Here is an 8,513-nt window from a genome sequence, read left to right on the forward strand (position 1 = left end):
GGCCCTAGAAGTCATCCCGCAGGGCAAGAAGTTCCCTTTGAAGGTCCGTCCCTTCGGCATGCAGGATCGTCTGGAATCCCAGGGACCCGGCCGCAGCGATATTAGCAGCGTTGTCGTCAATGAACACAATGTTCGCCGGCGCCGCGCCCAGGTCCGCCAGTACGTGCTTGAAGATCCGGGGATCCGGCTTCACCATGCCAAGCCGGCCGCTGAAGAACAGCCTGGAAAAGTATCCCGGCCATGTCGCGGCCGCCTCATACCGCCGTGACATCCCCGCCGGCATGTTCGACAGCAGGGCCAGGTTGGCTCCCTCACCGTGAAGCGTCTGCAGGACGTCTACGGCGACCGGATTGAGGTGGGACCACATCGCGGCGTCGAGCGATTCCAACCTGGCTGATTCCCCCTCCGCGGCCGGACGGCCGAGCACCCCCGACCAGTAGGCTTCCGGACTCAGGACGCCGGCGTCGAACCCCTCGCGTCCCGCCCAATAGCGGCTCGACGGCGGCCGCAGGTCGAGCCCGGTGGCGCGGTGCAGGGCGTCCCAGTCCTCCTGGAGCGGTGCAGTGGAGATCACCATGCCGTAGTCGAAGAGATACCAGTTACCGGGGAGCGAGAGGGTGTCCACGCACGACAAACTAGCATGCGCGCCAAGCGGGAGCGGGCTGCTTGCAGATCTAAAAACAAGACAAGTCTCGTGCAGACAACCTGCCGCTCCACGGTCTAGGGTTCCGTCTGTTTCGTGCATCAGCCCGCAGAAGCTGAACGATGGGGGAAGGCATGCTGGCCAAGCTGGACGCCGCGACGGCACTCCTGGTCATCACCGGAATCCTCTGCGGCAACGTTGGCGTGCCGCCGGTCGGTTATCAGTCAGTACAGGTGCCGCTGATCATGGGAGGCGTGACAGTCATGGTCCAGATCATCCGGGACCGCCGCCGAGTTCGGCGGGGTGACATCGTCCGCCGGTTCGACCCGAATCCTAGGCTGCTGGTCGTCAGCTGCCTCTTTGTCCTCCTTGCGGCCGCCCTTGGGTCTTACACCGCTTCCTCTACCGGGTACGGGGGGATTGGATTTGGATTCTTCCTCAGCGGCCTCGGCTGGGCGGCCCAGTTCCTCATCACGTGCAGCAAACCCTAGCCCTCGCCGGAGGCCCTGAGCGACGCACACACGCAGCAGGCCCCGCCGGAAACCCGGCGGGGCCTGCTGCGTCAAACGACTAGAGCGACACTACCGCTGCACGGCACCGAAACGCTCGGCAGCCAGCGCGACGGCGGCTGCACGGGATTCGGAGGCCTCATCCGCGGTCAGCGTGCGGTCATCGGCGCGGAAGCGCAGGGCGAAGGCCAGGGACTTGTGCCCCTCATCGATGCCCTTTCCGGCGTAGACATCGAACAGCGAGATGTCCTCGAGCAGTTCCCCGGCGCCTTCGCGCAGGGTTTCCAACACCGTTTCGGCCGGGATTTCCTCCGCCACAACCAGCGCAACATCCTGGTTGGTTGCCGGGTAGCTGGAAATGGGCCGGGCCACAATCACGTCAGGTGCCGCGTCGAACAGCGCATCCACGTTGAGCTCAAGCGCCACGGTCCGGGCAGGCATATCCCGGGCCGCAAGCAGCTTCGGATGCAGCTCGCCGGCGTAGCCGACCGTTTCACCGCTGCGCAGCGAGATCATTGCGGTGCGTCCCGGGTGGAAAGCCTGGTGTTCGCCCTTGCTGATCACCAGTTCGACGCCGAGCACGTCGCCCATAAACCGGGCGGTGTCGACGGCGTCGGCCCAGTCCCACGGACGCGGGGTGTGTCCGGCGCCGGCAGGTGACTCGTGCCCGGTGAAGAGCACGCCGACGTGCAGCGGCTGGTCCGGAATACCGTTGTACAGGGCATCGAGGACCTCGTCGGAGGGCTTGACGCCCAGCGGCGGGATGGTCTCGGTGCCCGTGGTTTCACCGGGCAGAAAGACCGTCGCGGACTCGAACAGTGCCAGGTCCCGGAAGCCACGCGAAAGGTTGCGCTTGGCGACGTCGAACAGGCCAGGCAGCACCGAGGTGCGCAGGTAGCCGAATTCGGCGCTGAGCGGGTTAGCCAGCTTCAGGGCCGGACGCTGCTCGCCGGCAACCGGAGTGCCGAAGGTGTTGTTGTCCTCTTCGGTGACGAAGGGGTAGGACAGCACCTCGGTCAGGCCTTCAGCGGCCAGGGACTGCAGCAGGCGGCGGCGCTGCTGCTGCAGGCGGGTCAGACCGCGGCCAGGAGGCGCCACCGGCAGGGTGGACGGGATCTGGTCGTAGCCCACCAGCCGGATAATTTCCTCAGTGAGGTCCTCCCGGGTTTCCAGGTCGGTCCGCCAGCTCGGGGGCGACACACGGTAGCCGCCGTCGGCCTGCTGCACGTCCGCACCCAGGTCGGAGAGTGTTCCGGTGATCTGCTCTTCGGTGAAGTCGTAGCCGATCAGCTGTGCCGGGAATCCTGCAGGCAGGAAGATGCTGCGCCTTTCGGGCGCAGTGCCGGCGTCGGTGATGGATTCGTCAGCGGTGCCGCCGGCCAGTTCCACCAGGAGGTCGACGGCGCGCTGCGCAGCGACGTCGGCAACGTACCAGTCCACGCCGCGCTCGAAGCGCTTGGACGCTTCGGAGGGCAGCTTATGACGGCGGCGGGAGCGGCCGATGCTGACGTCGTCGAAGTGCGCCGCCTCGACCAGGACATTCCGGGTGGTGTCAGAGGCCTCGGTCGTGGCCCCGCCCATTACGCCGGCAATGCCGATGGCGCCGGACTCGTCCGTGATCAGCAGGTCCTCGGGGTCCAGCTTGCGGACCTTCTCATCCAGTGTCGTGATGGTTTCGCCCGGGGTGGCGCGGCGGACCGTGATGTCGCCGGTCAGCTTGTCCAGGTCGTAGCAGTGCAGTGGCTGGCCCAGTTCGAGCATCACGTAGTTGGAGATGTCCACGATCAGCGAGATGGACCGCATGCCGGCCAGGCGCAGCCGGGCAGCCATCCACGGCGGCGTCGGGCGGGTGGGGTCGACGCCGCGGACGGTGCGGGCGACGAAACGGTCACAGCCGGGCTTGCCGTAGATCGGAGCGTCGTCGGCCAGGCGGACCGGGTACCCGGCGCCGTCGGCTTCCGCAACCTCCACCGTGGCCGCGGGGTCGGTGAACTTGGTGCCGGTGGCGTGGGCGTACTCACGGGCGGCGCCGCGGATCGAGAACACGTAGCCGCGGTCCGGCGTCACGTTGATTTCCGCTGCCTGGTCGTAGAGACCGAGCAGTTCCATCGCGTCGGAGCCGATCTCCGGGTCAAGACCGATGGTGGAAAGCACCAGGATGCCGTCGTGGTCCTCGCCGATGCCGAGTTCCCGCACGGAGGCGATCATGCCGGCGGAGACGTGCCCGTAGGTCTTGCGCGGGCTGATCCGGAAGTCCCCGGGCAGCACGGCGCCGGGCAGGGTGACAACCACCTTGTCCCCGACCTCGAAGTTGTGTGCACCACAGACGATGCCCTGCACGCCGGACGGATCGATCCCGTCGCCCGTGAGTTCCTGCGAGGAACCTTCCGGGACAACCCGGACGGTGCACCAGTTGATGGTCTTGCCGTTCTTCTGCGGTTCGGGCTCCTTGGAGAGCACCTGGCCCACCACAATCGGGCCCTGCAGCTCGTCGGTGGGACGGTGGACGTCCTCTTCCTCGAGGCCAACCTTCACCAGTTCTGCCATAACGTCTTCGGCGGTTGCGTCCGCCGGAACCTGGGCATACTCGCGCAGCCAGGAAAGTGGGATTCTCACTTAGATCTCCATCCCGAAGTGTTCGCTGAAACGTACGTCGCCCTCAATCATGTCCCGCATATCCGAGACTTCATTGCGGAACATCAGGGCACGCTCGATGCCCATACCGAAGGCAAAACCTGAATAGACCTCGGGGTCGATGCCCGCCGCGCGCAGCACGTTGGGGTTGACCATGCCGCAGCCGCCCCACTCGATCCAGCGCGGGCCGCCCTTGGCGCCGGGATGCCAGATATCCAGCTCGGCGCTGGGCTCAGTGAAGGGGAAATAGTTCGGCCGCAGCCGGACCTTGGCTTCGTCACCGAAAAGCACCCGGGTGAAGTGCTCCAGGGTTCCCACCAGGTCCGCCATGGTCAGGCCTTTGTCGATGGCCAGGCCTTCGAACTGGTGGAACACCGGGGTGTGCGTGGCGTCGAGCTCGTCGGTGCGGAATACCTTGCCCGGGCAGAGCACGTAGATCGGCAGCTCGCGCTCGAGCATGGACCGGACCTGCACCGGAGAAGTATGTGTGCGCATCACCAGATGCGCCTCGGGGGGCTCCACGAAGAAGGTGTCCTGCATTTCGCGGGCCGGGTGGTCCGGCTTGAAGTTCAGGGCATCGAAGTTGAACCACTCGGATTCGACCTCGGGACCTTCGGCGATTTCCCAGCCCATACCCACGAAGATGTCGCTGACGCGGTCCTGGAGCGTGGAGAGGGGGTGGCGTCCGCCCATGCGGCGGCGGCGCGGTGCAGCGGTGACGTCCACAGCTTCCTCGACGAGGATCCGCGCATCACGCTCGGCTTCCAGCTCCACGGTACGGGTGGCGAGTGCCTGGTTGATCCGTCCGCGGGCGGGGCCTACGACCTTGCCGGCGGCGGCCTTCTGGTCCTTGGGGAGTCCACCGATCTGGCGGTTGGCCAGGGACAGCGGTGACTTTTCACCTGTGACGGCGATCCGGACCTCCTTGAGGCTGTCCAGGTCAGTGGCGGCGGCGATGGCCGCGAGCGCTGATTCAACGGCGGCGGCGACCGCCGGCTCGTCCAGCGGGTTGGGTGCCGCGGTGTCTGGGGAGTCCATCCCCGGTATGGAATTCGACATGTACCGTTCTTACCTGTTTCCGGCCCTGTTGGTGGCTGTTGGATAAACGCTGGTGTGCAGGCGGGAAGTGAAGGAGCCTGCGGCTACCAGTCTAACCAACGAACGCCGGGCCGCCGGGCAGTGTGAAGGCGCCCTCCGCTCCCCTACTATTGGCGCATGACTTTGCCGGCTTCGGCCCAGGGCGTCCTGAACCGCCACCGGATCCGCCGCATCCTGAACCTGCGCCGCACCCTGAACCTGATCAACGGAACGACGGCGGCCGGGGTTTTGCTGTCGCGGGCGTGCCGGCTGCGGCTGGAACGCGGCCCGGACGGGCTGCTGCTGGCCGGGGGCTGGAAACACCGGCTCCCCTATGCCGCCGCCTTTACGCTCGGCAACGTGGTGATCTACCGTTCCCGGGTTGCCGCTGCCTTCGAACCGGCCGGGCCGGGGCACATCTCTCCCCTGCTGCGACACGAGGCCCGGCACAGCAGCCAGTACGCCGTCCTGGGTCTGGCTTTCCTGCCGCTGTACTTCGCCGCCGCTGGGATCTCCAAGCTGCTCTCCGGCGATCCGGCGTCGTCGAACATCTTTGAAATCCTGGCGGGGCTCGACGACGGCGGCTACCGCAGCCCGCGGTAGACCCACCCGCCGATTCGAACATATGTTCTAATGGATGGATGAGGTGGCAGCAACAGGAACCGAAGGCTGCACCGGCAGCGGACGCACTGCTTTCCCTGCAGGGTGTGGTCAGGTCAGTCCAGACTCCCGCGTTCGCGGGGGTGACCTTCCATGAGGTGATTGCCAAGTCGGTCCTGAACAAGGTGCCCAAGACTTCGCACATGCCGTTCGGCTGGACGGTGAACCCGTACCGGGGATGCAGCCATGCATGCGTCTACTGCTTTGCCCGTAAAACGCACAGCTACCTCGATCTGGACACCGGCGCCGACTTCGACAGCCAGCTGGTGGTGAAGACCAACACGGGCGAAGTCCTGCGGCGCGAGCTGGCCAAACCGTCGTGGAAACGCGAACACGTGGCGATGGGCACCAATACCGACCCCTATCAGCGGGCCGAGGGGCGCTACAAGCTGATGCCGGACATCATCCGTGCACTGAGAGACAGCGGAACACCCTTCTCCATCCTCACCAAGGGCACACTGCTGGCCCGCGACCTCCCGCTGCTCGCGGACGCCGCACAAAGCACACCGATCAGCATGGGCATCTCCCTGGCCATGCTGGATCCGGCCCTTGCATCCAGCGTCGAGCCGGGCACACCATCGCCGAAGGCCCGGCTGGAGCTAATCAGCCGGATCCGGGACGCCGGGATGGAGTGCAACGTGATGGCCATGCCGATCCTGCCGTGGCTGACCGACGGCGATGAATCCCTGGATGCCCTGTTCGCTGCCCTCGCCAAGGCAGGCGCCTCGTCGGTCACAGCCGGCGCCCTGCATCTTCGGCCCGGCGCCCGGGAGTGGTACCGGCAGTGGCTGGCCCGGGATTACCCGCAGCTGACCGCCAAATACGATGCGCTGTTCGCGGGCGGAACCAATGCCTCCAAGGAGTACCGGCAATGGCTGGCCGGCCGCATCCGGTTCTTCAAAGCCCGCCACGGCTTCGACGAGGCCAACCGGTTCCTCTCCACCCGCAGCGCGGGACAGGCAGGCGGGAATTCCAGCGCGACGCCCGGCACGGCACCCACCCCGTCCACTGCGGCTGGGGACATCCGCCTGCCGGCGGCCGCAGGCACCCTGTTTTGACCGGGTGAGCTGGCCGGGCGGCACCCGCTGGGCCGCACCAGGACCTGTCCTGTTAGTCCGTCAGTTCCGGATTCTGCACCCCGGCGGCCCGCAGCATCGCAGCGACAATCGGCAGGTCAGCGGGAATCCACGGCAGCTCAGCGAGCTCCGGTGAGTCGAGCTGGACCCAGCGCAGTTCGTCATGGTCTTCCAGCGGCAACGGCTCGCCGGCCGTGAGCTGAACAAGCCAAACCCGCATGGCGGCGGCCTGGTTCAGCGGCCAGCCCTGAGCCAGCGGTCCGGTGATTTCAGCGCCCAGGGCAACTTCCACCCCGAGTTCCTCGGCCAATTCGCGGTGCAGCGCCGCTTCGCAGGATTCACCCGGCTCCACTTTCCCGCCGGGAAACTCCCACATCCCGGCATAGTGTTCCGGCGCGGACCGGCGGGCAGCCAGGAGGCTGCTTGGGTTTTGGAGGTCATCGATGATTGCCGCCCCGACTACCTGTTTCAACTCTGGATTCAACACAGCTCGAGTCTACGGTCCCCGCTGCCTTAGACTTAAAGGCGACGGTGCCACACCGTCCCCGGCCTTTCCCTGCCGCATTCGCTGGACGTACAGGAATGTTGCACCACAGAAATGTGTTGCAGTACAGGAACATCGCAGCGGAGGTTTCGCTGCGGAGTTATTTGCAGCCGATCCACTTCCTGCAATGGCCGTACATGCGCGTCCGTGTCCTTCGCGGCTCCGCGGTTCCCGCTGATCCGAAAGCACCTCATCTCTATGCCTTCATCGAGCACAGCGGCTTCCAAAGCCCGCCACGTCTCCCTGGCCATCATCGCCCTCGCAGCCGGTGGTTTCGCCATCGGCACCACCGAGTTCGCCATCATGGGCCTGCTCCAGGAAATGGTCGCCGACCTTGGAGTCACCGTCCCGGAAGGCGGACACGTGATCTCCGCCTATGCCCTCGGCGTCGTCGTTGGTGCCCCGCTGCTCGCGGCGCTGGGAGCCAAGATGCCGCGCAAGCGGCTCGCACTGGGGTTGATGGCGTTCTTCGCCATTGCCAACCTCTCCTCCTTTATCGCCCCGGACTATGGCTGGCTGCTGGTGACCCGGTTCCTTTCCGGACTCCCGCATGGAGCGTTCTTTGGTGTGGCCGCCGTCATCGCCGCCTCACTGGTGGCACCCACCCGGCGCGGCTGGGCCATTTCCATGGTCATGCTCGGCCTGAGTATCGCCAATGTGATCGGTGTTCCGTTCGCAACCTGGCTCGGCCAGCAGTACGGCTGGCGCTGGATGTTCGTACTCGTCGGGGCCATCGCCCTGCTAACTGTGGCCCTGGTGGCCCGGTTTGTGCCGTTCCAGGCCGCCCACCCCGACGCCAGCGTCCGGCGTGAGCTGAGCGCCCTGCGCCGGACCCAGGTCTGGCTGGCGCTGCTGGTCGGAACCGTGGGCTTCGGCGGGTTCTTCGCCGTCTACACCTACATCTCCCCCACCATGACCGAGGTGGCGGGCATGTCCGTGTCCGTGCTGCCCTTCATCGTGGGCCTCTACGGAGTGGGGCAGGTGGTTGGCAACGTCGTCGGCGGCCGGATTGCAGACCGATCCGTCATGGGCAGCATCTATGCCGTGCTGGGCGGAACCGTGGTCATCCTGGCGGTCTACGCCTGGGCCGTGCAGTACAAGGTGGGCGCAGTCATTCTTGTGTTCCTGGTCGGTGCCATCGGCTCGGCCCTGACCCCGGCGCTGCAGACCCGGCTCCTGGATGTTTCGCCGGGCGCGGCCTCGCTGGCCTCCTCGCTGAACCATGCGGCACTGAACATGGCCAACGCGCTCGGCGCCATGGCCGGCGGACTGGTCATCGCCTGGGGCTGGGGCTACCGCTCCCCCGCCGTCGTGGGTGCCGTGCTGGCGCTGCTCGGCTTGGGCATCGCCTTGCTCAGCGGGGCGCTGGA

8 protein-coding genes are annotated in these 8,513 nt (G+C 66.3%); 4 read left to right on the forward strand and 4 right to left on the reverse strand.

The window, feature by feature from the left end:
* Positions 1 to 4 precede the first annotated feature (4 nt).
* A complete protein-coding gene (locus tag RTN46_RS09395) occupies positions 5 to 625 on the reverse strand; it encodes an HAD-IA family hydrolase (protein WP_312180814.1) in 621 nt (206 codons plus the stop codon).
* A gap of 140 nt (positions 626 to 765) precedes the next feature.
* Between RTN46_RS09395 and RTN46_RS09400 the strand changes: the two genes are divergently transcribed.
* Positions 766 to 1,134, forward strand: a complete 369-nt coding sequence (locus RTN46_RS09400; RefSeq protein WP_312180816.1) for a hypothetical protein — start codon at positions 766 to 768, stop codon at positions 1,132 to 1,134.
* A 90-nt stretch (positions 1,135 to 1,224) separates the two neighbouring features.
* On the opposite strand, the gene pheT is transcribed toward RTN46_RS09400, so the two are convergent.
* Entirely contained in the window at positions 1,225 to 3,768 is a 2,544-nt protein-coding gene (pheT, locus tag RTN46_RS09405; protein WP_312180818.1) for a phenylalanine--tRNA ligase subunit beta, read from the reverse strand.
* Positions 3,769 to 4,845 (reverse strand): phenylalanine--tRNA ligase subunit alpha, encoded by a 1,077-nt coding sequence (pheS, locus tag RTN46_RS09410; protein ID WP_312180820.1) that lies wholly within the window; start codon positions 4,843 to 4,845, stop codon positions 3,769 to 3,771.
* Positions 4,846 to 5,001: 156 nt separating this feature from the next.
* On the opposite strand from pheS, the gene RTN46_RS09415 reads away from it, so the two are divergent.
* Complete coding sequence (locus RTN46_RS09415) at positions 5,002 to 5,466, forward strand: hypothetical protein (RefSeq protein ID WP_312180822.1); 465 nt, start codon at positions 5,002 to 5,004, stop codon at positions 5,464 to 5,466.
* Positions 5,467 to 5,504: 38 nt separating this feature from the next.
* Entirely contained in the window at positions 5,505 to 6,581 is a 1,077-nt protein-coding gene (locus RTN46_RS09420) for an Rv2578c family radical SAM protein (protein WP_312180824.1), read from the forward strand.
* A 52-nt stretch (positions 6,582 to 6,633) separates the two neighbouring features.
* Here the strand turns inward: RTN46_RS09420 and RTN46_RS09425 are convergent, their stop codons facing one another.
* Positions 6,634 to 7,083, reverse strand: a complete 450-nt coding sequence (locus RTN46_RS09425) for a (deoxy)nucleoside triphosphate pyrophosphohydrolase (RefSeq protein WP_312180829.1) — start codon at positions 7,081 to 7,083, stop codon at positions 6,634 to 6,636.
* A 258-nt stretch (positions 7,084 to 7,341) separates the two neighbouring features.
* Here RTN46_RS09425 and RTN46_RS09430 point away from each other — a divergent pair.
* The coding region (locus tag RTN46_RS09430) for an MFS transporter (protein WP_312180826.1) at positions 7,342 to 8,513 on the forward strand (1,172 nt) is incomplete at its 3' end.

The organism is Arthrobacter sp. (genome assembly GCF_031988865.1).
Lineage (GTDB): Bacteria > Actinomycetota > Actinomycetes > Actinomycetales > Micrococcaceae > Arthrobacter_B.

What these genes read in the sequence shown, in the direction of transcription:
- RTN46_RS09400 (WP_312180816.1), top strand. Translation starts at nt 766, where the DNA reads ATGGGGGAAGGCATGCTGGCCAAGCTGGACGCCGCGACGGCACTCCTG.
- RTN46_RS09415 (WP_312180822.1), top strand. Translation starts at nt 5,002, where the DNA reads ATGACTTTGCCGGCTTCGGCCCAGGGCGTCCTGAACCGCCACCGGATC.
- pheS (WP_312180820.1), bottom strand. Translation starts at nt 4,845, where the DNA reads ATGTCGAATTCCATACCGGGGATGGACTCCCCAGACACCGCGGCACCC.
- RTN46_RS09420 (WP_312180824.1), top strand. Translation starts at nt 5,505, where the DNA reads ATGAGGTGGCAGCAACAGGAACCGAAGGCTGCACCGGCAGCGGACGCA.